We start from the raw sequence: 23781 nt of genomic DNA, 5'->3' as shown, positions 1-23781 counted from the left end.
GGACGATAGCCCGGGGAGCGTACGTCCGATTGATGAGGACCTGATGAGTTGGCGGTCAGCCGGTGGGGGAGGCCGCCGCGCCGGGGCGGGCGCCGCCGAAGCCGCCCAGGGCGCCGCCCTCGGTCAGCTGGGTGGCCGCGTAACCGCCGGAGGCGTCCGGGGTGCCGACCACGGTGACGGTCTGGCCGGGCTGCAGGTCGGCGGCCTTGCCCTCCTTCGCGAGCTGCACCTTGGTCGCGTCGGTGGTGGTGACCTTGACGGTGTTTCCGTTGGCGTCGGTCAGGTAGACGGTCGAGCCGTCCACCGCTTTGACGGTGCCCCGGGTGAAGCCGGGCTGGTTGCCGGTGCCGCCGGTCCCGTTCTGGGCGCGGCGGTTGCCGCCGCCGGGGTAGCCGTTCTGGCCCGTCGACTGCTGGTTGGTCCTCGCCGCCCGCTGTTGGCCGTCCGGGGTGCCGTTGCTCTTCTGGTACTGGACGCCGCCCGCGAAGGCGAGGGTGGCGAGCACGGCACCGGAGAGCACCAGGGTCGGCCAGGGCAGCCGGCGCCGGGGGGCCGCGGCCAGCTCGGCGGTCACGTCCCGGGCGTCGGGCGGGGTGGCGAGCGGGTCCTGAGGCATCGGATCGTCGGTGGTCATGGTGGCTCCTTATTCGTGGCGGAGGGCTTCGATGGGGCGCAGCGCGGCGGCCCGGTTGGCGGGGTAGCTGCCGAAGAACAGGCCGATGGCGACCGCGATCGCGAACGCCCCGAGCACCGATTCGGGGATCACCACCGGGGTGATGCCGACGATGGTGAACCGGGCCCCGAACAGGCCGGCCGCCACCCCGAGCCCCGCGCCGAGCACGGAGAGCAGGGTCGACTCGGTGAGGAACTGGCCGAGGATAGCGGCCCGGGGCGCGCCGAGCGCCTTGCGGATGCCGATCTCCCTGGTCCGCTCGGTCACGGTGACCAGCATGATGTTGGTGATCCCGATCCCGCCGACCAGCAGCGAGATCGCGGCCACCGCGCCGAGCAGCACGGTGAAGGTCTTGGTGGTGGACTCTCGGGCGGTCAGCAGCGAGGTCTGGTTGCTGATCCGGAAGTCCGCCTTGGTCGGGTCGGCGATCGCGTGCGCACCGAGCAGCACCCGGCTGATCTCGGCCTGCGCCTCGGTGGTCGATTCGGCGCTGCTCGCCTGCACCAGGATCTGGTTCACCGAGCCGAAGCCGGTGAACGCGTTCTGCACGGTGGGCAGGGGTGCGATCACCACGTCGTCCGGGTCGTTGAAGCCGCTGCTGCCCTTGGTCTGCAGCACACCGGTCACGGTGAACGGGGTGCCGCCGATCACGATCCGCTTGCCGACCGGGTCCTCACCGGCGAACAGCTGGGTCGCGGTGGTGGAGCCGATCACCGCCACCTTGCGGGAGTTGAGCACGTCGTCGTTGGAGAAGTAGTCGCCCTTGGCGATCTTCTGGTTGGCGGTCTCGAAGTACGCCGGGTAGGTGCCGACGATCGAGCCCGGCGCGTGCGAGATGTTCCCGTACAGCGCCGTGCCCGAGGTGGTGACCACCGGGGCGACGGACTTGATGGCCGGGGCCTGCGCCTCGGCCAGCGCCTTGGCGTCCTTGACCGTGAGCGGCTTGGCGGCGGTGGCCGAGCCGCGCAGGTTGCTGGAGCTGACGGTGAGTGAGTTGGTGCCGAGCGCGGTGATGGAGTTCTTCACCGCGACCGAGGAGCCGTTGCCGACCGCGAGCAGCAGGATCACGGCGGCCACCCCGATCAGCACACCGAGCATGGTCAGCGCGGACCGGACCTTGTTGGCGGCCAGGCCGCCGAAGGCGAAGCGGATCATCTGCCAGGCGATCACACCGCCACCCCCTGCCGGACGTCCGAGGCGATGGCGCCGTCGACCAGGCGGATCACGCGCTTGGCCCGCTCGGCGACCTCGTCCTCGTGGGTGATCAGGACGACCGTGCGGCCGGTCCGGTTGAGTCCTTCGATGATGGTGAGCACCTCGTCGGTGGAGCGGCTGTCCAGGTTGCCGGTCGGTTCGTCCGCCAGCAGCATGGCCGGGGCAGTCACCAACGCCCGTGCCACCGCGACACGTTGCTGCTGGCCGCCGGAGAGCTCGTTCGGCTTGTGCCCGGCCCGGTCGGCCAGCCCGACCCGGTCCAGCGCGGCCAGCGCGCGGCGGCGGCGCTCGGCGGAGCGTACGCCCGCGTACGCGAGCGGGAGCTCCACCTGCGCCAGCGCGGTGGTGCGGGGCACCAGGTTGAACGACTGGAAGATGAAGCCGATCTTGCGGTTGCGGACCAGCGAGAGCTGGTGCTCGTCCAGGTGCCCGACATCGGTGCCGTCCAGCAGGTAACGGCCCGAGGTCGGGACGTCCAGGCAGCCCAGGATGTTCATCAGGGTGGACTTGCCGGAACCCGAACTGCCCATCACCGCAACGAAGTCGCCCTCCTCGATGTCCAGGCTGACGCCGAGCGGGCTGCCGTCGGGCCCGTCCGGCCCGCGCAGCGCGTGCACGGTGGCGTCACCGTGGCCGTAGCGCTTGGCGACCCCGCGGAGCTGGATGACCGGAGGCTTGCTCGCCATCAACGCGTGCCGCCCGTACCGCCGTTGCGCGCACCGCCGCCGGTCTGGGCACCGCCGCCGGCCACTCCGAGGCCGGGGAAGTTGCCGCTCGGGAAGCCGTTGGTGCCGCTGACCGTGGTGCTGATCAGCTGGACCTGGTCACCCTCCTTCAGCCCCTCCAGCACCTGGACGGCGTTGTCGCCCTCGACCCCGACGGTCACGCTGACCCGCTCGGTGCTGCCGTCCGGCTTGACCAGGGTCGCGGTCCGGGCGCTGCCGGTGCCGGAGAGCGCGGCGGTCGGCACGGAGAGCGCGTTGTCTGCCTGACCGGTGATCACCGAGATGGTGGCGCTCAGGCCGGTACGGAGCTTGCTGGTGTCGCCGGTGATCTGCAGGACCGCGCTGTACTGCACCGCGCTGCTGCTGCCGGCGCCGCTGCCGCTGCTGCTGTTGGGGAGTGAACTCACCGACAGCACCGTGGCGTTGAGCTTGGTGTCGGACTGCGCGTTCAGGGTGACGGTGGCCGAGGCCCCCTTCTTCAGCTTGAGCGAGTCCAGCTCGGAGAAGCTCGCGGTGACCCGCATGCCGGTGGGGTTGGTCAGCACGATGAAGCCGGTCGGGGCCGAGCTGGTGGTGGTCGTGCTGCCGGTGCTCTTGGTGCCGCTGCCGGTCACCGTGTCACCGACCTTGCCCGAGACCGAGGCCACCGTGCCGTCCACCGAGGCGGTCAGCGTGGTGCCGGTCAGCGCGGTCTGGGCGTTGGCCAGGCTGGTCTGGGCGGTCTCCACCTGCTGCTCGGCCTGGGCCACCTGGGCGTCGTCCACCTCGGTGGTGGTCGTGCTGGTCGCCGGGGCCTGCTTCCCGGTCTTGGCGTCCGTCGTGCCCGGCGTGCTGGTGGTGACCTTCTGGCCCGCCTCGGCCTTGGTCAGGTTCGCCTCGGCCGTGGTCAGCGCTCTCTTGGCGGCGTCCACCTGCTGCTGCGCCTCGGTAGTGGCCACCGTCGCCAGCACGTCCCCCTTCTTCACCGCGTCCCCGACCGAGACCTTCACGGCGGTCAGCTTCCCGCCGGTGACGAAGTCCTGCCCGGCGTCGGACGGTGACGACAGGGCACCCGATCCGGACACCGTGGCCAGGACCGTGCCCTTCGAGACGGTGACCGACCGGGTCGGTGACTTGCTGGCCGCCGTACTGGTCCCGCTGTCGAGCGTGGTGTACACCACCACCGCTCCACCCAGCAGGGCCACCACGAGCGCGGAGTTGACGAGGACGGCAGCACGCCGTCGAGGGAGCGCCTTCATGTCGCACAGCCTGCCGCCGAGCCCTTGCCAATCCCTGTGCCCCACCTGGGAGTTCCCTGACCGTCGGTACCGGACAATTGCCCCGGCAGTGCTCCGCACGGGGCGGACGGCCCGGCGATCGGGGGCCGCTCCCAGCCAGTTCCCAGCCAGGGCGGCCAACCTTCACCCGGCGGCGGTCATCGGGTCCAGGACGTCGACGGAGGACGGCGGCGTGAGGTCGACCGGGGTGCCGAGGTGCGCGTAGCGGACGGTGCTGGTCCCGTCGGTGACCGTCGGGTTGCCGGACTCGGTCTTCTGCACCAGCTGGTCGGCGCCGTTCAGCCAGAGATCGACGGTGGCGGTGGTCGGGCCACTGGCGCGGAAGGCCGCAGCCAGGGCGCGACGGCGCTCGTCGTTCAGGCCCCGGCCGTCGGCGAAGTACTCCGCACCGTCCAGCACCGCCCGGTAGTGGGTCGCCGCCACCCCGTCGATGCTCTCCCGCCCCACCTCGGTGACCGTCCCCCGGGCGGCCTGCTCCAACGCCCCTGCCGGGTCCAGCCTTTGACTGAACGCCAGCGCAGGCCCGAGCCCGAGCGCTTCCCCTCGCCCCGCACTCTCGAACGGACCCGCCAGCTTCTCCCACACCCGGCCCCCGGTCCGGGCCCCCGTATCGGCGGCCCGCACGTAGAACCCCTCACCCAGGGCCAGCAACTGGGTGTCCGCCGCCCCCGACAGCGTCAGCCGCACGCCGGGCCGCCAGGACGCCCGCCCCGACCAGCCCCCGTCGAGCGCGACCTCGGCACTGCCGACCTGCGCCATCACGGCGACGGCCGCCTTGAGCGTGTCCTTGGGCGACCGCTCGGGAGCCGCCGTTCCGCTCGCACCGCAGGCGGTCAGCGCGACGGCGAGGGGGAGCAGCAGAGCGGCGGCGGCGATCCGGGCAGTGCGCACGATGGTGGTTCTCTCGATGAGCAGGGAGCGGGCGGCGGCTCCGCCCCGGTCCATCCTCGGCCATCGCTCCGTACACATCCGACCGGATGCGTGAATCGTGACGGAATTGTGCAGCCCACGTGAATGCCATCGGGTGCCGGGCCGGAGTCCCCGGCCCGGCACCCAGCCGTGCTCAGAGCGACTTGCGGAAGGTCTCGGCGGTGGTCAGGAAGATGTCGTTGCCGGCCGCCTCGCCGATGGTGACGCGGACGCCCTCGCCGGGGAACGGGCGGACCACGACGCCGGCCGCGGCGCAGGCGGCGGCGAAGTCGAGGGTGCGCTCGCCGAGCCGGAGCCAGACGAAGTTGGCCTGGGTGTCGGCGAGTTCCCAGCCCTGGGCGGCCAGTGCGGCGGCGACCCGGCCGCGCTCGGCGACCAGCGCCTCGACCCGGACCAGCAGGGCGTCCTCGGCGCGCAGCGAGGCGACCGCGGCGTCCTGGGCGAGCTGGCTGACGCCGAACGGGACGGCGGTCTTGCGCAGCGCGGTGGCCACCGGCTCGTGCGCGACGGCGAAGCCGACCCGCAGGCCCGCCAGACCGTACGCCTTGGAGAAGGTGCGCAGCACGCAGACGTTGGGGCGGCCGCGGTAGAGGTCGAGGCCGTTCGGCACCCGCTCGTCCCGGATGAACTCGATGTACGCCTCGTCGACCACGACCAGGACGTCGCTCGGGACGGCGTCCAGGAAGCGCTCCAGCTCGGCGCGGTGGATCACCGTGCCGGTGGGGTTGTTCGGGTTGCAGACGAAGATCAGCCGGGTCCGCGGGGTGATCGCGGCGAGCATCGCGTCCAGGTCGTGCTCCTCACCGGCGGTGAGCGGGACCGGGACGGGGGTGGCCCCGGCGACCTGGGTGATGATCGGGTACGCCTCGAAGGAGCGCCAGGCGAAGATCACCTCGTCGCCGGGCCCCGCGGTGGAGAGCACCAGGGACTGCGCGACGCCGACCGAGCCGGTACCGAGCACGACGTGCTCGAGCGGCACCTCGAAGCGGGCCGCGAGCTCGGCGACCAGCTCGCTGGAGGCCATGTCCGGGTAGCGGTTGAACGAGCCGGCCGCCGCGACGGCCGCGTCCAGCACGCCGGGGAGCGGCTCGTACGGGTTCTCGTTGGAGGACAGCTTGTACGCGTCGGCGCTGGCCGGCTTGCCGGGCTTGTAGGTCGGGATGCCGTCCAGGGTCGGCCTCAGCCGGGGACCCTGCGCTGCCGTACCGGTCACGGTGCTCTCCTTAGCGAAATCAGTGGTGCCCTGCGCGGCCGGGATCGCCGTGCGCGCTCGGCCCTTGGTGCGGATCCGTACCACCCCGGTCGGGTGCCCCGAACGATACCGAGGCCGCTCACCCGTAGGGGTGAGTTGCTCGTTCGGGGTACGGATACCGATCAGCCATTCTGCCCCGTTCCTATGGCACATGTCAGAGGTAAGACGCCTGGAACAGGGCCGGTATCCAAGGGGGAGCACCGCCTTGGCTCATGGAGAAACGGTTCTCCTCCCCTCCGGTCGGCCCCGGTCACAAGAGGGCGTCATGAGCCATACGATCGGTCCGCCATGACAGCAGCAGCCAATCAGAGCGGTCGGCGACCCACCACCTCGCGGCGACTGGAACGGGCCGGCATCCGGGATGTGGCAGCAGCCGCCGGAGTGTCGATCACCACGGTCTCGGACGCCCTGAACGGGAAGGGCCGCCTGCCCGACGAGACCAGAAGCCGAGTCCGCGAGGTGGCCGAGCGCCTCGGCTACCGCCCCTCCGCCGCCGCCCGCACCCTGCGCACGGGCCGGTCCGGCCTGATCGGACTGACCGTCACCACCTACGGCGAGGAGCCGTTCACCTTCACCGAGTTCGCCTACTTCGCCGAGATGGCGCGAGCCGCGACCAGCGCGGCGCTCAGCCGGGGGTACGCGCTGGTCGTGCTCCCCGCCTCCTCCCGGCACGACGTCTGGGGCAACATCGCCCTGGACGGCACCGTGGTCATCGACCCGCCCGACCAGGACCCCCTGGTCAGCGAGCTCTACCGGTCCGGCGTCCCGGTGGTCAGCGACGGCAAGCCGGGCAACTGCCCGGTCACCGCCTGGGTGGACAACGACCACGAGGCCGCCGTGCTCAACATCCTCGACCACCTGAGCGAGGCCGGCGCCCGCCGGATCGGCCTGCTCACCGGCACCTCCACCGACACCTACACCCGGCTCTCCACCGAGGCCTACCTCGACTGGTGCCGCCGGGTCGGCCAGGAGCCGGTCTACGAGACCTACCCCGCCCACGACCCGGCCGCCGGAGCGGTGGCCGCCGACCGACTGCTCGCCCGGCCCGACCGCCCCGACGCGGTCTACGGCCTGTTCGACCCGAACGGCACCGACCTGCTGGCCGCCGCCCGGCGGTACGGGATGCGGGTGCCGGACGACCTGCTGCTGGTCTGCTGCAGCGAGAGCGACGTGTACGCCGGCACCGAGCCGCCGATCACCACCCTGTCGCTGAAACCCCGTCGGATCGGCACCACCGTGGTCAACCTGCTCATCGACGCGATCGAGGGAGTCGACTCCGGTACCGGGGTGGACGTCGGGCGGCTCTTCCCGCCCCGCTTCCGGACCGCCTCGGCGGGCCCGCCGCCGGGGACCCTGATGCCCACCGAACTGATCGTCCGGGCCTCCTCCCAGCGCCGCAGCCCCCGCACCACCGTCAGCCCGCCCCGCCCGCCCGGGGAGGTCTGACGGCAGCCACCACCGCACCGCACCCGGCCCTCGCGCCGTCTCCGAGGTCGGCCTCGCCCCCCGGCGGGGCCGCCCCCGGGCGGCCGGCGGGCCCGTACCGGTCAGTACCGTGGGCAATTGGTGGGCACCGGGTGAGGACGACGGGAGAGGGCTCTTCCTATGATGGGCGAATGACACCCGAGGACCGCCTCCCCGGACCTGAGCTGCCCGAGTCAGGCCACCGCCAGCAGCAGGACCTCGACGTGCTCCCGTACGGCTCCTACTTCGAACCGCCCGAGCCGGTGGGCGGCTACGGCTACGACGCCACCTACAGCGGTTACGGCGGTGCCCGCTTCCTGGAACAGCACTGGCCGACGGCCAGTCAGACCGCCCCCGCCTTCGGGGAACCCGCCCTCTCGGAACCCGCTTTTCCGGAGACGGCCCCCTCGGACGACCCGCCGACCATCGAGCTCGGTCCCCCGGTGCCCGCCGAGGAGCTGCACTACCCCTACCCGCAGCCCGAGCCCGGCGAGGCGCCCGGCCCGCTGTACGTGGTCGGCGACGTGCACGGCTACCTCGACGAGCTGCTGGCCGCGCTGCACCAGCAGGGCCTGATCGACGCGGAGGGCCGCTGGTCGGCCGGCCGGTCCCGGCTCTGGTTCCTCGGTGACTTCACCGACCGCGGCCCCGACGGCATCGGTGTGATCGACCTGGTGATGCAGCTGGCCGCCGAGGCCGCCGCCGCCGGTGGGTACTGCCGGGCCCTGATGGGCAATCACGAACTGCTCTTCCTGGGCGCCGCCCGGTACGGCGACGAGCCGGTGCAGTCCACGGCCGGCACCGCCTCCTTCCTGGCCGCCTGGCGGCTGAACGGCGGTCAGCAGACCGACCTGGAACGGCTGGAGGCCCACCACGTCAGCTGGCTCTCCCGGCTGCCCGCGATCGCCCTGGAGGACGGCCACCTGCTGCTGCACTCCGACACCACCGCCTACCTCGAGTACGGCGCCACCATCGACGACGTCAACGAGTCGGTGCACCGGCTGCTGGCCGGCGAGGGCGCGGACGAGTGGTGGGACTGCTTCCGCCGCTTCACCAAGCGGTTCGCCTTCCGCGGCGAGGCGGGGGCGCAGGCGGTGCACGAGCTGCTCGGCGCGTACGGCGGCCACCGGGTGGTGCACGGCCACAGCCCGATCCCGTACCTGACCGGCACCGCGCACGCCGAGGACGGCGCGCCGCCGCACATCCCGGGCCCGTACATCTACGCGGACGAGCTAGCGATCGCGATGGACGGCGGGGTCACCATGGACGGGCGGCTGCTGGTCGCCCGGCTGCCGCTGAACTGAACTGTCACTGAGCGGTGTTGACCTCGTCCCGAACAGGCTGAAATTCCGGAAACCGACTGTGTCCCGGTCAGTTCCCGCCCCTACCATCAAGGCACCGGCACACCTTCCCCTCCCCGCACCTCACCTGCTACGGAACGGGGTACCCCGTGGTCGACACCACCCCGCACCTGCTGGCCGAAGACCGTCCGGACTTCGACCGGGCCCTGGACGAGGCGCTCCGCGACGCCCGCCTCACCGAGGCGCTCCGAGCACCGGGCCCGCACCTGAACGCGGCCCAACTGCGCACCAAGGCGGCCTCGTTGGCCGACACCATCGCGGCCCCCGCCGAACCGGAGTACCAGCGCTACACCGCCCTGCGCGACGCCGGCCCGCCCGCGCCGCTCGGGCTGACCGACCGGCTCCGCTCCGAGGAGGGCGCCGGGCTGCTCCCGGTGCTCACCGTGCTCACCCCGATCCTGGCCGGGTCGGGCGGCCTGGTGCTGCTGCTGATCGGCTACGCGGTACGCGGCGCCGCCCCCGAACTCCCGCTCGCCCACGCGCTGGTGACGGCTGGTCTGGTCTCGCTCGCGGTCGGTGGCGCCGCCCTGCTGGTCGGGATAGTCGGTCTGCTGCTCACCGCCCTCCGGGACGGCGCCTCGGGCACCACCGGACCGGACGGCGACCTGGCCGAGGCCCGCCGGCTCTGGCAGGTCGCCCTCCGCGAACGCGCCCTGCTGCCCTGGCTGCTCGCCAACCTGTACACCGATCCCGCCCCGCTGCCCGCCCCGCGCGCCAACACCCGCCCCGGCCCGCCCGGTTACAGCAGCCCGGGCTTCACCAGCCCCGGCACCGAGGGTGTCACCGAGCCGGACGGGCGCACCCCGAGACCGGCCGAGTTCACCGGCCCCGGGTACAGCTCACCCGACTTCACCGGGCCGGACGAGGTCTGAACCAGTTGGCACTACCCTGGCCCGCATGAACATCGTGATCCCGCTCTTCGACCGCTTCGAGCCGCTCGACGCGATCGGTCCGTACGAGATCCTCGGCCACCTGCCGGGAGCGACGGTACGCTTCGTCGCTCCCGAAACCGGCCGCGTGCAGGACGTGTTGGGCGCACTCCCGGTCGAGGTGGCGACCCACTACTCCGAGGTGGAGTCCTGCGACGTCCTGCTGGTCCCCGGCGGCGGCGGTGCCTACACCCTGACCGAGGACCGGGACTTCCTCGACTGGGTCCGCCGGATCCACGCCACCACCCGCTTCACCACCTCGGTCTGCACCGGCGCCGTCGTCCTCGGCGCGGCCGGCCTGCTCACCGGCCTCACCGCCACCACCCACTGGGCGGCCGTCGCCGACCTCGAGGCGTACGGCGCGGTCTACACCCCCGAGCGCGTCGTCCGGCACGACCGGATCATCACCTCGGCCGGCGTCTCCTCCGGCATCGACATGGCCATCCGGCTGGTCGCCCTGCTCAGCGACGAGACCACCGCGCAGGCCATCCAGCTCTACACCGAGTACGACCCCCAACCCCCGTACGACTCCGGCTCGGTGGCCAAGGCCACCCCCGAGGTCCTGGAGCGCGCCCGCACCCTGGGCTGACCCCGGTCGGGCGGCCTACCGCGCCAGCAGTTCGGCCGCCGGGGTGTGGTTGCCGGTGGCGGCCGCGCCGGCCATCGCGCGCGTCGCGACGGCTTCGCCGGTGCCCGGCGGGACGACCAGGAGCAGCAGCTGGTCCTGGTCACCCCGGGTCAGGGTGATGGTGCCCACGCTGGACGAGCACCAACTCACCCGCACCGGATGGCCGTTCGCGGCCACCGCGACCGGCAGGCGACGCCAGCCCGCCGGGTCGATCCCGACCCGGCGGATCCGGCCGCCCGGGTGCGCGGAGAGCGCGCTGATCAGGTCGGGCAGCTCGGCACTGAGGTCGGAGGAACGGGGCCACCAGGCCCCGTCGAAGAGACCGTCCCGGCCACGCGTCCGCTCCAGCCGCAGCCGGGGCAGCGGCGGCATCCCGGGGCTGGACCAACCAGCGGAACTGTCGGGGAGATTGACGATCCTCATCGGAAGCCGCCCATCCGGCCCTGGTAGGGACCGTTCACGACCCAGGGCGGGCACCGGCGGGCTGCCGGTGGTCGACGTTTCCTCGGTACTGCCCACGGTACTCCGCGTGCTCCGCCGCCGGAGTAGCCTGGGCCTTCTCCAGGGCTTTCCGCGGTCCGGTCTTCCGGCTCCGTCCTGGTCGCAGGACGACACCGGGTACGGCGAAGCCGCTACCCGGGGCAGGCACCGGTGACACCGTGACCAGCTACCCGACCACCGACCGGCTGACCGTCGCCAACGCTCTGGAGAGCCACGACTTCCAGATCACCGACGACCGGACCATCGGCCACGCCAACGAGATCTTCGGCAGCGCGCACGTCCCCTACCTGCTGGTCCGTGACCACGACGGCCGCTGCGAGGGGCTGCTCACCCGGATCGGCATGAGCCCCTTCCTCTCCCGCTCCCCGTACTCCGAGCGAACCCTGGTCGGTGCCACGGCCCACCAGCGCGGCCCGTTCGCCTGGCCCACCATGAGTCTGGCGGTGGCCGCCCTGGCGATGCAGACCAAGCACCTGACGGTCTGGCCGGTCACCGACGACGACGGCTACCTGCTCGGCGTCATCACCTCGGCCCGGGTCACCGATCTGCTGACACCGGCGTGACCAGCCGGGCGGCAGCCCTGGTTCGGTGACGCCGGCTCAGCCGGTGCGGTCGCAAGGTCTCGGTTTCCCAACGGGTGAGGGATCCGTGCCGGAACGGTGAACACCGGGCCGATCCTCTGGTTGACTCCCCGTCTGCGCACCTGAGACGGATCGGAGTGCTCCACACCCATGTCCTCGTCCATACCTGCCGGCCACCGGCGACTCGCTGCCGCGGCCGGCTTCGTCTTCGCAGTCGGCTTCGCCCTGACCGGCTGCGGCCCGGTGGCCACGGGCGGCGGCATGCCGGCCGGCGCCGTGGTCTCCAGCCCGGCCGCCGCGACCACCACCGCACCGGCCGTCGTGACTCCGACTCCGACGCCCTCCCCCACCGCGGCCACCACCACCGCGCCGCCGCCACCGCCCGCACCGGCGGAGACCACCCCGCCGCCCGCCAGGACCCCCGCGCCCGTGGCCAGCACCAAGGCCGCCGAGCCGCGCCGCACCAGCAGCGCACCCACCGCCGCCCCGGTCGGCAGCTGCGAGATCGTCTCCAACGCGGGCAACTGCTACAAGGCGGGCCAGTTCTGCCGGGACGCCGACCTCGGCCGGAGCACCCACGACGCCACCGGCCGGATGATCTACTGCCGGATGGTCAGCGGCAAACCGCACTGGCAGGCCTGACCCCGTCCCGGCAGGGCTACGCCGAAAACGCCGAAGCGCTGCCCCGGGGGATCCCCTCCGCCCCCCGGAGCAGCGCGGTTCAGTGACGCCGGGTCAGCTCAGGTCCGGCTGCTGCCACGGCCGAGGCCAACGTCCCGACGGCGGAGGCGGCCCCGTGATCCCGAGATCGCGTCGCGCACAGGCGTAGAACGCGTCCCGCGCCTGGCTGATCTGCCCGTATGCCCGGGACCACCCGGCCGGATCCTCGCGCATTCCCCGCGCGTACAACTCGAGGTTCCACACGGCTTCGTGCCAGGCCCGAGCCGCGCCGATGGTTTCGGCGTCCCCCACCAGCAGGACCGCCTCCCATTCGGACGCCCGCCGCGACTCGGCATCGGCGAGCAGCGCCAGACCCTCGTCCGGTTCCAGCGGGTCCGCGACGTTCTGGAAGCCCCTGGCCGCGCCGATCCGCTGCGCGACGCGGAGCTGGGCTTTCAGGGTGTTCGCATAGGTCATATAGGTGTGGAACCGCTTCTCGTCCCACCGTTCGGCCCGCGCCCGGCGCCATCGGCTCCGCTCGGTGAAGTGCGCCGCGACGTACGAGCCGACCGCCCCGACCACCACCCCGACGAGAGCCGGTAACTGATCCTCCAACGCCATCGATCCCCCTTCACAGCAATGGCAGTGCGGACCACGGTGCCACGAGAACCGGGTCGGCGACACCGGCCCGCGCTTCCCCCTCTGAAGCGCGGACCGGTGGGTGACGCCGGGTCAGTCGGCGAGCGGCAGGTACACCCGGTTGCCGGTGGCCGCGAACTCCTCGGACTTGGCCTGCATGCCGGCCAGCGCGTCCGCGTCGAACTCGGTCGCCACCGCGCTGGAGCCGTCGCCGTGCTCGTCGCGGATCTTCTGCGAGATCTTCATCGAGCAGAACTTCGGGCCGCACATGGAGCAGAAGTGCGCGGTCTTGGCGGGCTCGGCGGGCAGCGTCTCGTCGTGGAAGGCGCGGGCCGTCTCCGGGTCGAGGGCCAGGTTGAACTGGTCCTCCCAGCGGAACTCGAAGCGGGCGTCGGAGAGCGCGTCGTCCCAGTCCGAGGCGCCGGGGTGACCCTTCGCCAGGTCGGCGGCGTGGGCGGCGATCTTGTAGGTGATCACGCCGGTCTTGACGTCGTCCCGGTTGGGGAGGCCCAGGTGCTCCTTGGGCGTGACGTAGCAGAGCATCGCGGTGCCCCACCAGGCGATCATCGCGGCGCCGATGCCCGAGGTGATGTGGTCGTAGCCGGGCGCGACGTCGGTGGTGAGCGGGCCGAGGGTGTAGAACGGCGCCTCGTCGCAGATCTCCTTCTGGAGATCCATGTTCTCCTTGATCTTGTTCATCGCGACGTGGCCGGGGCCCTCGATCATCACCTGGACGTCGCGCGCCCGGGCGATCCGGCCGAGCTCGCCCAGCGTCTGCAGCTCGGCGAACTGCGCCTCGTCGTTGGCGTCCGCGGTGGAGCCGGGACGCAGGCCGTCACCCAGCGAGAAGGTGACGTCGTACGCGGCGAGGATGTCGCAGAGCTCCTCGAAGTTGGTGTAGAGGAAGTTCTCCTTGTGGTGCGCCAGGCACCAGGCCGCCATGATCGAGCCGCCGCGCGAGACGATGCCGGTCTTCCGGCGGGCGGTCATCGGCACGTACCGCAGCAGCACACCGGCGTGCACGGTCATGTAGTCGACGCCCTGCTCGCACTGCTCGATGATGGTGTCGCGGTAGACCTCCCAGCTCAGCTCCTCGGCCTTGCCGTCCACCTTCTCCAGCGCCTGGTAGAGCGGCACGGTGCCGATCGGCACGGGGGAGTTGCGCAGGATCCACTCGCGGGTGGTGTGGATGTTGCGGCCGGTGGAGAGGTCCATCACGGTGTCGGCGCCCCAGCGGGTGGCCCAGGTCATCTTCTCCACCTCCTCCTCGATCGAGGAGGTGACGGCCGAGTTGCCGATGTTGGCGTTGATCTTCACCAGGAAGTTGGTGCCGATGATGGCCGGCTCGACCTCGGGGTGGTTCACGTTCAGCGGGATCACGGCCCGGCCGATCGCCACCTCGTTGCGGACGAACTCGGCGTCCAGGCCCTCACGGAGCGCGATGAACTCCATCTCCGGCGTGACGATCCCGCGCTTCGCGTACGCGAGCTGGGTCACCGCCACCCCGTCCCGGCCGCGCAGCGGACGGCGCGGGCGGCCGGGGAAGACCGCGTCCAGGTTGCGCAGGTTCCCGCCGCGCGGCGAGGTGTGCTTGATCCCGTCGTCCTCGGGCCTGGCCTCCCGGCCGTCGTACTCCTCGACGTCCCCGCGCAGGCGGATCCACGGGTCACGCAGCGCGGGCAGTCCGCGCCGGACGTCGGGCTGGTAGGACGGGTCGGTGTACGGGCCCGAAGTGTCGTACAGCGGAACGGACTTGCCGTTGGTCAGCAGCACCTCGCGGTACGGCACCCGCAGGTCGGGCCGGGAGCCCTCGCGGTACGCCTTGCGCCAGGCGGGGGTCGGGTAACCGGTGGTCGCGCTGGTGACGCTGCTCTGGGCAGACTTCTGCTGTGCGTCGAACGTGGTCATGAGACCTCTATCTCCCTACGCCGGCATTACCCGGTCAGGTTCCTGCGGTCGACGCAGCGGTTGGTACGTGTGGTGACGTACCGTTCAGCGCCCTCTCAGCCCGGTGCTCCGAGCTCCCGTGTCCACAGGCGGAATTGCCTGCAACAAACGTCCAACACCGTAGCGGTCCGTTCCGGGATGGTCCAGGGCACCCCCACCGGTGACCGGAATGCGGACGGGCCCGGCACCCCGCGAGGGGTACCGGGCCCGGGCGTCCGCCGGACGCTGGGTCAGCTCTTGGCCGCCTTCTTCACCAGGATCACCACACCGGCCGCGACGGCGACCAGGACCAGGGCCTTGATCAGGAAGGCGATCAGCGAGGTGACCGCTCCGATCACGAACCAGATCAGGTTCCAGGCGAGGATCAGCACCACGATCGGGACGACGATGTTGCGCACCCACGAGGGCAGCGACTTCCAGAGCTCAGCCATGTCCGTTCCTTCTCTCCCCTCGGGCCGGTGACGGCTGTTCCGTCGCGTCCCGCTTGCTTTCGATACTTCGACCGTACAGGCCCCGAGGCCGCCTTCCGAGGGCTTGCGGCCCGGAGAGAACCCGGAGATCACCCCGAGACCCGGACGAGGGTCACCCCTGGGAGCCCGGTTAATCTCGGACGTACAAGCACACATACCGGGGGGAACCAAACGTGCGCATACCCCGCGCCCTCAGTCTGAGCGCCGCGGCGCTCACCGCCGTGCTCGGCCTGCCCGCACCCGCGGCCACCGCAGCGACCGGCGACACCCTGTACGTCACCAAGGCCAGCGCCAACTGCTCGGACAGCGGCCCTGGTTCGCAGGCCAGGCCGTTCTGCACGATCGGCGCGGCAGCCGCCGTGGCCGAGCCCGGACAGACCGTCCGGGTCTCCAAGGACACGTACGTCGAGAACGTCCGGATCACCCGCTCGGGCAGCGCGCAGGCTCCGATCACCTTCCTCGGCGGCAGTGCGTCGCTGGAGGGCAGGACCGGCGACTCCGCCGCCGCGCTCACCCTCAGTGGTGCCCAGCACGTGGTGATCCGCGACTTCGGCCTGCGGGACGTCCTGATCGAGAACTCGACCGGGATCACCCTCGACCGGAACTCGGCCGCGGCCGCGCGGATCAAGGTCGGCGCCGGCAACCGGAACGTCTCGGTGACCCGCAACCACCTGAACATGCTGGCCGTGGACGGCGGCTCGACCGGCGTCGTGCTCAGCAACAACGCCCTGATGCGCTCGGTCGGCGTGCCGATCGTGGTGTCCCGCACGCCCGGCGTCGTCATCACCAACAACACCGTCGGGTACGGCTGCGGCCCCGGCATCAAGCTGTTCGGCGGCTCGACCGGGGCGGCCATCCACAACAACATCGTGGTCGATCACGGCACCGACGAGCTGCGCAGCTGCGTCGCCACCGAGGAGGCGAGCGAACTCCAGGTCGCGGCCGACTCGGTGGCCGGCACCGTGGCCGACTACAACCTGCTCCGGGCCGGGGCCGGCTGGGTGCCGTACGGCTGGGGCGACGCCAAGTACGCGACGGTGGAGGCGTTCCACGCCGCGACCGGCCAGGGCGCGAACGACCTGATCGGCGACCCGCGGCTGCGCAACGTCTACGGTCCGGTGCTGAACGACTGCGACCTGGTCAGCGGTAAGCCGGACCCCGCCACCTGCTCCCCCGCGATCGACTCGGCCAAGGCCGACGCCCCCGGCGTGCTCGACAGCGACATCGACGGCAACCTGCGGGTGGACCACCCGTACGTCGCCAACCGGGGCACCGGCCACCTCGACCGGGGCGCCGCCGAGGTCTCGGACGAGCTGGAGGTCTACGTGACCCTGGCGGTCGACCAGAGCTGGGCACCGGCCGGGACGAAGCTGAACTTCACCGCCCACGCGAACAATCGCTGGCCCGGCACGCTCCGCTACACCTACGACTTCGGTGACGGGACGTCGGAGACCACCGGCTCCCCGACCGCGAGCCACACCTACGCGGCCGCCTGCGCCTGCGTGCCGAAGCTGACCGTCACCGACCTGAGCGGCAAGCAGTCCGACAACAAGCTGAGCGACCCGTTCAGGGTCACCGCACCCGACACCCTCACCGCCCGGCTTGACGTCACCGACGTGCGGCCCACCAAGACCGACTGGTCGGCCACCGCGCCGTTCACCGTGCGGGCCGATGCCCGGGCGAGCGCCACCGACTCCTCCTGGCCGATCGTCAACTACGCGTACGACTTCGGTGACGGCTACCAGCCCTCGCTCTCGCTGGACCAGCTGGAGCACACCTACCGGCAGCCCGGCGACTACACCGTGACCGTCACCACCACGGACAGCCAGGGCCACAAGTCCACCACCAGCACGGTGCACCAGGTGCGCTACCTGGCGGGCAGGTACACCACCGTCAAGCCGTACCGCGCGCTGGACACCCGGACCAACCAGTACCCGGTCGGCAGCGTGCTGCCCCGCACCCTGAACCTGTCCAGCTGGGGCCACTCCGAGAACAACCAGATGTCCGACGGCATGACCGCCGTGGTGCTGAACGTCACCGCCACCCAGGCCACCCAGGACACCTATCTGACGCTCTACCCGTCCGGGCAGGCCCGGCCGACCGCCTCCAACCTGAACATCAAGGCCGGACAGACGGTCGCCAACCTGGTCACCGTGCCGGTCGGCTACGACCGCAGCGTGGAGATCTACAACCCGGCCGGCAGCGTCGACGTGATCGTGGACGTGCTCGGGTACTACCAGCCGGACACCGGCAACGGTTACAGCCCGACCGGCCCCACCCGGCTGCTGGACACCCGGGCGGGCGACGGACAGCCGGACACCCGGCTGACCCCGAGTCAGGTCCGCGAGGTGCAGGTGACCGGCCAGGCCGGGGTGCCGAACTCGGCGAGCGCGGTGGTGCTGAACCTGACCGTCACCGAGCCCAGCACCGGCGGCTACCTCGCGGCCTACCCGCACGGCAACACCCGCCCCAACGTCTCCAGCGTGAACTTCACGGCCGGTCAGACGGTGGCCAACCAGGCGATCGTGCCGATCGGCGGGAACGGGAAGATCGACCTGTTCAACGGGGCCGGCGACACCCACGTGATCGCCGACGTGGTCGGCTACTACTCCTGGGACAGCAAGGGCGAGTTCATGCCCGTCACGCCGACCCGGCTCACCGACACCCGCGCGAACAACGCCCCACTCGGCGCCGGTGGTGAGCTGGCCGTCCAGGTCGGCGGTGCCAACGCCGTACCGAACGACGCGATCGCCGCCGTGCTGAACGTGACCGCCACCGAGCCCACCACGGCGGGCTTCCTGACGGTCTGGCCGGACGGCACCGCCCGTCCGAACACCTCGGTGCTCAACTTCCTGGCCGGGCAGACCGTGCCGAACCACGTGCTCGCCCCGCTGGGCAACGGGCGGGCCAGGGTCTACAACCCGGCCGGCCGCACCCACGTGATCGCCGACCTGTCCGGGTACTTCACCTCGGGCCGCTGAGTACGACAGTGGGGCCCCGCAACCACTCGGTCGCGGGGCCCCACTGCCGTACCGTCAGACTCAGACCGGCCAGACCTCGCGGCGCCAGGCGGCGTCCCAGAACATCCACTCGTAGCGCGAGGTGGTGGTGAAGTGCTCGATCACCCGGCGACGTTCGGCCGGGGCGAGCTGCTCGCCGAGCCGGTCGGTCAGCGCGAGCACCCGGCGCACCACCGCCTGGAAGGTCTCGTCCCCGTAGGTGGCGATCCACTTGGCGTACAGCGGGTCGGGTGAGGACTTGCTGAGCAGCTGCTCGCCGACCCGGGCGTAGATCCAGTAGCACGGCAGCACCGCACCGACCGCCTCGGCGAACGAGCCGCCGTAGACGGTGGCCAGCAGGTAGCTGGTGTAGGCCCGGGTGGTGGGCAGCACCGGTTCGGCGGCGGCCTGTTCGGCGCTCTCACCGAACGCGCCCATGAACTCGGCGTGCATGCCCTGCTCGGCGGCCAGTGCGCCGACCGCGTCGTCGGCGAAGGCCCGGACGTCCTGCTCGTCGGGGGCCTTGGCCGCGCAGACGGCGAGCGCGCGGGCGTAGTCGCGCAGGTAGTGCGAGTCCTGGACCACGAAGTGCCGGAAGGCGTCCTGCGGCAAAGTGCCGTCGGTCAGCCCGCCGATGAAGGGGTGCGCCAGGATCTCGGCGTAGATCGGCTCGATGGCCGACCAGAGCTCGTCGGTGAAGGTCACGGGATTCTCCTCGGTTGGTCGGCCCGGACCGACCCTAACCCTGACGTGACCTCAGGTCTCCGGCGGGGAGAACACCACCAGCACCCGGAGCTCCTCGGTGATGTGGTGGAAGCGGTGCGGGACACCGGCCGGGACGTAGACCACGCTGCCCCGGCCGACCGTGGTGGTCTCGGCGCCGACGGTCAGTTCGGCCCGGCCGCTGATCACCTGGTAGAGCTCGTCCTGGGGGTGGCTGGACTGGGTGTCGGTGTCACCGGGCGAGAGCGCGTACAGCCCGGCGGACATGTTCCGCTCCTTCAGGAAGCGCAGGTACGCGCCCTCCTCGGCGGCCCGTTCGGCGTCCAGCTGGTCCAGGCGGAAGACCTTCATCGGGGCACACCCTCCTTGTCGCGATGGCCACATTGAACAACATGCGCGCGGAGAGCTTCCCCTGGGGCCCGGCCGCCTGCGAGGCTCTGGCCCATGAAGAGCATTGTCCTCAAGACCCTGATCAACGCGGCCGCCATCTGGGTGGCCGCCTGGATCGTGGACGGCATCACGCTGTCCGGCGACGACTGGCAGAGCAAGACCATCACGGTGATCGCGGTCGCGCTGATCTTCGGCGTGGTGAACTTCCTGATCAAGCCGTTGGTGAAGCTGTTCTCGCTGCCCCTGTTCATCCTCACCCTGGGCCTGATCACCTTCGTGATCAACGCCCTGATGCTCTGGCTGACCTCCTGGGCCTCCGACAAGCTCGACCTGGACTTCCACGTCGAGGGCTTCTGGGCGGCCCTGCTCGGTGCGCTGATCATCAGCGTGGTGTCCTGGGGCCTCAACCTGGCCTTCGGCGACGACGACTGACCCGGCCTCAGCCGGACGGCAGGGATGGGCCCATCGCTCCTGCGGTGGGCCCATCGCCGTACCCGGTCGACCGACCGGGTGTCAGCCGAGGTTCTCGCAGCCCCGGCTGAGGATGTCGGCGAGCTGCTCGTCCAGCTCGCGCCCGGTGAGCTCCTGGCCCATCGGGACCAGCCGGTCGGTGCGGGCCAGGAAGGCGATCAGCGGCGGGGCCGAGGCGCTCAGCAGCGCGTCGCCGTCCGGCGAGTGCAGCACGATGCAGACCTCGGACAGCTCCTCGCCGACCGGGTGGATGTGCACGTCACCTTCACCGGTCGGCCGGCTGATGCCGTCCAGCAGCAGCTCCCGGGCGAAGACCCAGGTCACCGGCTCGTCGCCGGGGAGGTGGAAGGTGCACCGGACCGCGAACGGGTCCACCGGGTCGTAGTCGAGATCGACCACGAGGCGGAAGGAGAGCTCTTGCGAGACCACGAGGTTCATCACCACGTGGCCCTGGACTGTGCTGTGCATGCGCCAGTACCTCTCGTTCTGCCCGGCCCTCCGACGTGCTGAGGGTGCGTCGCTGTGGCCGGACATGCGATTCGATGTAGTGGAACGGCGCCCCGGAGAGGGCGGCCGCCGGCCCTGGTGGCCGAGGGGGTGCAAGCTACGGCTCAGGAGTTGTCCCCATGTCCCCGTTCACCACCATCGTCCTGGTTTGGGGACGAAGTGGACAAGATGCGCTTTTTCAAATGGTGAACGGACACGAACGGGGAATCAGTGGACGAATGACGGAGACATGGCTCCGACCAGTGAACGCAGCCGCTCGGCCTTGTCCGGCAGCCGTTCGGCCTGGTCGATCGGGAGCGACAGCGCCATCGTCGCGACGGCGGAGCCGACCGTGATCGGCACCGCGGCACAGACCGTGCCGAGCGCGTACTGCTGACGCTCCAGCACCGGCCGGGTCGGTTCGGCGGCGGCCAGTCGGCGGAGCAGCACCGAGCGGTCGGTGACGGTGGAGGGGGTGAGCTCGACCGGTGGGTGGCGGTCGAGGTGGTCCCGGCGGGCCTCCGCGCCGAGCTGGGAGAGCAGGCACTGACCGACCGCGTGGGCGTGCGCGGTGCTGCGGAAGTCGGCCCACTCGGCGACGGCCGGCCGGTTCGGCCCGTCGGCGATGTCGACCACCCGGATCTCGCCGTCCTCGTAGACCGCGAAGTAGACCGCGGCCTCCAGTTCCTCGCCGAGCCGCACCATCCGGCTGCGCAGGTCGGCCCGCTCGGACTGCCGGTGGTCGGCCCGGCCGATCCCGTCGACCGAGGCGCCGTAGAAGAACCGGCCCTCCGCCCGGCGGAGGTAGCCCTCGTGGGTGAGGGTGCGGAGCAGGTGGTAGGTGGTGCCGAGCGGCAGGCCGGCGGCCCGGGCCAACTGCTTGGCGGTGGCACCCTGCAGGTGACCGCCGACCTCCTCCAGCAGGCGCAGCGCCCGCTGGACCGAGGCGATCAGGGTCGGCTCCCGGGCCACCCGGGTCGGGGACCTGACGTCCCGTATGTTCCGAGTCGTCTGCGCGATCTGATCGACTGCCATACCCAGCCCCCTGCCCGAGTCAGTGCAGATGCGGGCATCCGGACCGGAAAGCTCCGATCTGCCCGATTGGCGCTCATTGCAGCACAGGGCGGGCATGCCTGCAATCATTCCCGCCAGCAATGCCGTCGAAAAACCTTTGATTCGAAGGCCAGGGCCGGAGCATCGGCCCGCTGGGGTGATCTTCGTCTGGCATATGCCTTGGTATCGAAGATCCACTGCGCCCGACTGCCCGCTGAGGGCTTGACACGCTCGGGCACGCCGAATCAGCCGTTCGGCGGAACTGAAGCGTCCAGTTCGCGCGTCTGTACGAGTTTCGACAGTCCCGAGGAGCGGGAGAATCCCGCACAACGCTCCTGCCCCGGAGGTGGTCATGGCCGGCCCCGTCCGCCCTGTCGTCAAGCGCACCGCGCGGGCGATCCTGCTGGACCTGGACCCGGACGACCCGCACTCGCCCGCCGACATCCTGCTGATCAAACGGACCAGGACCGGGGCGAAGCCGTACTGGATCACCCCCGGCGGCGGGGTCGAACCCACCGACCGGACGGTGGTCGAGGCCCTGCACCGGGAGGTGGACGAGGAGCTCGGCGGCAAGGTCGAGGACGTGGTCCCCGCCTTCGTCGACACCGTCTCGCACTCGCACCACGAGGACGGCACCCTCGCCCACCCGCACGGCGTCAAGGTCCAGCACTTCTTCGTCTGCCGGCTCAGCTCGATGGACCCGGCCCGGCGGCACGGCCCCGAAGTGGACGACCCGCAGGGCGAGTACGAGATCGTCCGCCTCCCGTTCACCCGCGAGGGCGTCACCTCGGTCAACGTGGTCCCGCCGAGCCTGCGGGCCTACCTGGCGGCGAACATCGAGGGCGTCCGGGCACTGCTCGCCACCGACCTGGGCTGAGTGCCCGTCAGAGCGCGTCCAGGTCGTGGTGGATCCGGTCGGCGGTCACGCCCGCCCTGGTCAGGGCCTGCTTCGCTCGGCGGACCATCGCGGGCGGGCCGCTCAGGAAGGCGTCCCGGCCGGCCCAACTGCCGTACCGGGAGACCGCGTCCGGGAGTTCCCCGGCCAGCAGGCCGACCGCCTGCTGCTCGGAGAGCACCGGGTGGACGGTCAGCCAGGGGTGTCGTCCGGCCAGCCGGCGCAGCGCGTCCAGCTCGTACAGCTCCTCCGGGCGGCGGGCGCCGTAGAAGACGTCCACCGAGCGGCCGGCCGCACCGCGCTCGGCCACCTCCTCGACCAGCGCGGCGATCGGGGCGATCCCGGTGCCGCCGCCGACGCAGACCAGGTCGGCGCCCCGCTCGTGGTCCACCCGCATGGTGCCGGCCGCCGGGCCGAGCCGGAGCACATCGCCCGGGGCCGCCCGGTTCACCAGCGCGTTGCTGACCCAGCCCGCCTGCACCGCCTTGACGTGCAGGGTGAGCAGCCCGTCGGGCCGGGGCGCGGTGGCGAACGAGAAGTGCCGCCAGACCCGGGGCCACCACGGCGTCTCCAACGTGGCGTACTGCCCGGCCCGGTACGGGTACGCCTGGTCGGGGCGGAGCGTGATCACCGCGATCTCCGAGGTACGGAGCCGGTGGTCCACCACCTCGGCCTGCCACCACGGCGGGGAGGACTTGGCGGCCGCCTCGGCGGCGTCCGTCATCACCTTGGCGATCAGCCCGTAGACCCGGCGCCAGGCCAGCTCGGTGTCAGCGTCCCAGCGGCTGCCGCAGTACTTCTCCAGCGCGGCCACCAGGCACTCCCCGACCGGGGCGTAATGACCCGTCAGCGTCCCGTACTTGCGGTGCCCCTGGCCGAGCCGGGTCAGGTACTCGGTCAGCCCGGCCGGGTCGTCCGCGCTGCGGGCGGCCATCAGCAGTGAGCGGAACAGCCGGTCGCGCTGAACGTCCATGGCGGCCGGGAAGAGCGCCCTGACCTCGGGGTGGTGCACGAAGATCAGCGCGTAGAAGTGCGCGGTGGCCCGGTCGGCGAGCGGCTCCACCACGGCCAGACTGTCCCGGATCAGCTCGATGTCCCGGGCGGTGGGGGGCTGTTCGGCGGCGGCCCGGAGGTCGGCCGCCGGGGTCTGCGCGGCCGGGGCCGCGACCTCACCCAGGGTGTCCAGCGCCCAGGCCCGGCTCCAGTGGTCGCCGGGGCCCGCCCAGTTGAGGCCGGGGGCCTGGGCGAACAGCGGCTCGATCACCGGCGCGGGAACGGGCGCGGGAGTCGGCGCCGGGACGGCCGGGGGGTGCGCGGGCCGCTCCGGGACGACCAGCCCGGCGGGGGGCTCCGCCGGGGCGGTCACCGCCTTCACCGGACCGAGGGCCAGTGGCTTCGGCTCGGGGGGTTCCACCCGTACGGGTGGCTCGGATGTCACCGGCGGAAGGCCCGGTACGGCGGCCACCGCGACCGAGCCGCGCCCCGCCCGGACCCTCAACGAGGCTGTCTTCA

24 protein-coding genes are annotated in these 23781 nt (G+C 71.7%); 9 read left to right on the top strand and 15 right to left on the bottom strand.

Annotated features, from left to right (window positions below):
• Positions 1–55: 55 nt before the first annotated feature.
• The 6 genes from F4556_RS17460 to hisC form a co-directional block, all read right to left on the bottom strand.
• Entirely contained in the window at positions 56–634 is a 579-nt protein-coding gene (locus F4556_RS17460) for a DUF5666 domain-containing protein (protein ID WP_184916692.1), read from the bottom strand.
• A gap of 9 nt (positions 635–643) precedes the next feature.
• Positions 644–1843, bottom strand: a complete 1200-nt coding sequence (locus F4556_RS17455; RefSeq protein ID WP_184916689.1) for an ABC transporter permease — start codon at positions 1841–1843, stop codon at positions 644–646.
• Positions 1840–2574 carry an ABC transporter ATP-binding protein gene (locus F4556_RS17450; protein ID WP_184916686.1) on the bottom strand — a complete coding sequence of 245 codons (735 nt, stop codon included), beginning with the start codon at positions 2572–2574 and terminating at the stop codon, positions 1840–1842. Before F4556_RS17450 ends, F4556_RS17455 begins: the two co-directional genes overlap by 4 nt.
• Positions 2574–3851: an efflux RND transporter periplasmic adaptor subunit gene (locus F4556_RS17445; RefSeq protein ID WP_184916683.1), complete on the bottom strand. Its 1278-nt coding sequence runs from the start codon at positions 3849–3851 to the stop codon at positions 2574–2576. The genes F4556_RS17450 and F4556_RS17445 overlap by 1 nt, the downstream gene beginning before the upstream one ends.
• A 162-nt stretch (positions 3852–4013) precedes the next feature.
• Positions 4014–4781, bottom strand: coding sequence for an SCO4651 family lipoprotein (locus F4556_RS17440; RefSeq protein WP_184916680.1), 768 nt, complete (start codon positions 4779–4781; stop codon positions 4014–4016).
• Positions 4782–4953: 172 nt separating this feature from the next.
• Positions 4954–6033 carry a histidinol-phosphate transaminase gene (gene hisC, locus F4556_RS17435; protein WP_184916676.1) on the bottom strand — a complete coding sequence of 360 codons (1080 nt, stop codon included), beginning with the start codon at positions 6031–6033 and terminating at the stop codon, positions 4954–4956.
• Positions 6034–6360: 327 nt separating this feature from the next.
• Here hisC and F4556_RS17430 point away from each other — a divergent pair, with 327 nt between their 5' ends.
• The 4 genes from F4556_RS17430 (at position 6361) to F4556_RS17415 (ending at position 10415) form a co-directional block, all read left to right on the top strand.
• Complete coding sequence (locus tag F4556_RS17430) at positions 6361–7518, top strand: LacI family DNA-binding transcriptional regulator (protein WP_184916672.1); 1158 nt, start codon at positions 6361–6363, stop codon at positions 7516–7518.
• A 170-nt stretch (positions 7519–7688) separates the two neighbouring features.
• Positions 7689–8840 carry a metallophosphoesterase gene (locus F4556_RS17425; protein ID WP_184916670.1) on the top strand — a complete coding sequence of 384 codons (1152 nt, stop codon included), beginning with the start codon at positions 7689–7691 and terminating at the stop codon, positions 8838–8840.
• 146 nt (positions 8841–8986) lie between these two features.
• The gene (locus F4556_RS17420) at positions 8987–9769 is read left to right on the top strand and encodes a hypothetical protein (RefSeq protein ID WP_184916668.1); all 783 of its coding nucleotides are present in this window, start codon (positions 8987–8989) and stop codon (positions 9767–9769) included.
• A 25-nt stretch (positions 9770–9794) separates the two neighbouring features.
• Positions 9795–10415 carry a DJ-1/PfpI family protein gene (locus F4556_RS17415; RefSeq protein WP_184916666.1) on the top strand — a complete coding sequence of 207 codons (621 nt, stop codon included), beginning with the start codon at positions 9795–9797 and terminating at the stop codon, positions 10413–10415.
• A 15-nt stretch (positions 10416–10430) separates the two neighbouring features.
• Here the strand turns inward: F4556_RS17415 and F4556_RS17410 are convergent, their stop codons facing one another.
• A complete protein-coding gene (locus F4556_RS17410; protein ID WP_184916664.1) occupies positions 10431–10877 on the bottom strand; it encodes a DUF5994 family protein in 447 nt (148 codons plus the stop codon).
• 236 nt (positions 10878–11113) lie between these two features.
• On the opposite strand from F4556_RS17410, the gene F4556_RS39475 reads away from it, so the two are divergent.
• The gene (locus F4556_RS39475) at positions 11114–11518 is read left to right on the top strand and encodes a CBS domain-containing protein (protein WP_184916662.1); all 405 of its coding nucleotides are present in this window, start codon (positions 11114–11116) and stop codon (positions 11516–11518) included.
• A 168-nt stretch (positions 11519–11686) separates the two neighbouring features.
• Positions 11687–12178, top strand: coding sequence for a hypothetical protein (locus F4556_RS17400; RefSeq protein WP_184925813.1), 492 nt, complete (start codon positions 11687–11689; stop codon positions 12176–12178).
• Between the two features lie 93 nt (positions 12179–12271).
• On the opposite strand, the gene F4556_RS17395 is transcribed toward F4556_RS17400, so the two are convergent.
• From F4556_RS17395 to F4556_RS17385, 3 genes are all read right to left on the bottom strand, one after another.
• Positions 12272–12817, bottom strand: a complete 546-nt coding sequence (locus tag F4556_RS17395; RefSeq protein ID WP_246511037.1) for a hypothetical protein — start codon at positions 12815–12817, stop codon at positions 12272–12274.
• 111 nt (positions 12818–12928) lie between these two features.
• The gene (thiC, locus tag F4556_RS17390; protein ID WP_184916659.1) at positions 12929–14743 is read right to left on the bottom strand and encodes a phosphomethylpyrimidine synthase ThiC; all 1815 of its coding nucleotides are present in this window, start codon (positions 14741–14743) and stop codon (positions 12929–12931) included.
• 269 nt (positions 14744–15012) lie between these two features.
• Positions 15013–15213 (bottom strand): DUF5326 family protein, encoded by a 201-nt coding sequence (locus tag F4556_RS17385; protein WP_184916656.1) that lies wholly within the window; start codon positions 15211–15213, stop codon positions 15013–15015.
• 212 nt (positions 15214–15425) lie between these two features.
• Here F4556_RS17385 and F4556_RS17380 point away from each other — a divergent pair, with 212 nt between their 5' ends.
• Positions 15426–18233 (top strand): PKD domain-containing protein, encoded by a 2808-nt coding sequence (locus tag F4556_RS17380; RefSeq protein WP_184916653.1) that lies wholly within the window; start codon positions 15426–15428, stop codon positions 18231–18233.
• A 60-nt stretch (positions 18234–18293) separates the two neighbouring features.
• Here F4556_RS17380 and tenA read toward each other — a convergent pair whose 3' ends face one another.
• Both tenA and F4556_RS17370 read right to left on the bottom strand, forming a co-directional pair.
• The gene (tenA, locus tag F4556_RS17375) at positions 18294–18956 is read right to left on the bottom strand and encodes a thiaminase II (protein WP_184916650.1); all 663 of its coding nucleotides are present in this window, start codon (positions 18954–18956) and stop codon (positions 18294–18296) included.
• 51 nt (positions 18957–19007) lie between these two features.
• Positions 19008–19325, bottom strand: a complete 318-nt coding sequence (locus tag F4556_RS17370; protein ID WP_184916647.1) for a cupin domain-containing protein — start codon at positions 19323–19325, stop codon at positions 19008–19010.
• Positions 19326–19418: 93 nt separating this feature from the next.
• On the opposite strand from F4556_RS17370, the gene F4556_RS17365 reads away from it, so the two are divergent.
• Positions 19419–19796, top strand: coding sequence for a phage holin family protein (locus F4556_RS17365; protein WP_184916644.1), 378 nt, complete (start codon positions 19419–19421; stop codon positions 19794–19796).
• An 81-nt stretch (positions 19797–19877) separates the two neighbouring features.
• Here F4556_RS17365 and F4556_RS17360 read toward each other — a convergent pair whose 3' ends face one another.
• On the bottom strand, positions 19878–20303 hold the full coding sequence (locus tag F4556_RS17360; protein WP_184916643.1) for an SsgA family sporulation/cell division regulator: 426 nt from the start codon (positions 20301–20303) through the stop codon (positions 19878–19880).
• Between the two features lie 246 nt (positions 20304–20549).
• The gene (locus F4556_RS17355; protein ID WP_184916640.1) at positions 20550–21356 is read right to left on the bottom strand and encodes an IclR family transcriptional regulator; all 807 of its coding nucleotides are present in this window, start codon (positions 21354–21356) and stop codon (positions 20550–20552) included.
• Between the two features lie 370 nt (positions 21357–21726).
• Between F4556_RS17355 and F4556_RS17350 the strand changes: the two genes are divergently transcribed.
• On the top strand, positions 21727–22251 hold the full coding sequence (locus F4556_RS17350) for an NUDIX domain-containing protein (protein WP_184916637.1): 525 nt from the start codon (positions 21727–21729) through the stop codon (positions 22249–22251).
• Between the two features lie 7 nt (positions 22252–22258).
• On the opposite strand, the gene F4556_RS17345 is transcribed toward F4556_RS17350, so the two are convergent.
• Positions 22259–23683, bottom strand: coding sequence for a globin domain-containing protein (locus F4556_RS17345; protein WP_313068341.1), 1425 nt, complete (start codon positions 23681–23683; stop codon positions 22259–22261).
• Between the last annotated feature and the right edge of the window lie 98 nt (positions 23684–23781).

This window comes from Kitasatospora gansuensis (assembly GCF_014203705.1).
In the GTDB taxonomy this organism is placed as follows: domain Bacteria; phylum Actinomycetota; class Actinomycetes; order Streptomycetales; family Streptomycetaceae; genus Kitasatospora; species Kitasatospora gansuensis.
Note: the sequence above shows the minus strand (reverse complement) of the source record. Positions and strands in the feature narration are given on the sequence as shown.